Below are 867 nucleotides of genomic sequence, written 5' to 3' on the forward strand. Positions count from 1 at the left end.
GGCGCCTGCTCGATCACCTCGAACACCTCCGCACCAAAGGCCTCAACCAGCTTGCTGGCGTAGATCGGGCCGATGCCGCGGATCATCCCCGAGCCCAGGTACTTCTCGATGCCCTCGGCGGTGGTGGGCGGTAAGGAGTGCAGGAAGGATGCCTTGAACTGCTGGCCGTGCTCCCGGTCGTTCACCCAGGTGCCACTCACCGTGACCCATTCACCGGCGCTGATCTCAGCGGCATGGCCCACAACCGTCACCAGATCCCGATGGCCGCGGGCCTTGATGCGCAGCACGCAGAAGCCGTTGCTGGCGTTGTGGAAGGTGACGCGCTCGATCGAGCCGGCCAGCACGTCCGTGGGCTGCTGGCTGGGCTCAGCCGGGCTGGCCATCACCGGGCACGGGCATCACTGAACGAGGCGACTCTGCACCAGCACTGCGGTCGGTGCGTGAGAGCTCCAGGAAGATCACGGCCTTGATGGGCTGCGCACAGGGTTGGCTATGGCGGCTGCTGCTCTGGCTTTTAAGGGGGGAGTCGATCACCACCCGAGCCTTGGTCAGGCCTACGTGGGCATCGCTCACTACGAGCTTGACACCAGTGAGGCCACGCTCCTACTGCTTCGCAGAAGCCTTTGGCTAGAGGGAGCCAATGAAGGCCTTCCAGAAGCCCTCGCTTTCGCTGTCACCCACCTGTAGGCCGAGCAGCTCACGGCGGCCGTCGGCATTGACGCCCATGGCGATCACAGCAGCTCTGGAGCAGACCTGCTGGCCCAGGCCAAGCCGGCCGTGGAGGTAGGTGGCATCGAGGAAGACGTAGGCGTAGCCGCTCTCCTGCAGGGGCCGGTTCAAGAAGGCATGCACCTGGATGTCGATGTC

The 867-nt window shown here is 64.8% G+C and carries 2 pseudogenes; both read right to left on the bottom strand.

The window, feature by feature from the left end:
* Window positions 1-383 (bottom strand): annotated as a pseudogene (locus CJZ78_RS13485) (ATP-dependent RecD-like DNA helicase); the annotation flags it as partial.
* 157 nt (window positions 384-540) lie between these two features.
* A pseudogene (locus CJZ78_RS13490) lies at window positions 541-867 on the bottom strand (transposase); the annotation flags it as partial.

The sequence above is a fragment of the Synechococcus sp. 8F6 genome (genome assembly GCF_002252665.1).
GTDB lineage: Bacteria > Cyanobacteriota > Cyanobacteriia > PCC-6307 > Cyanobiaceae > Cyanobium_A.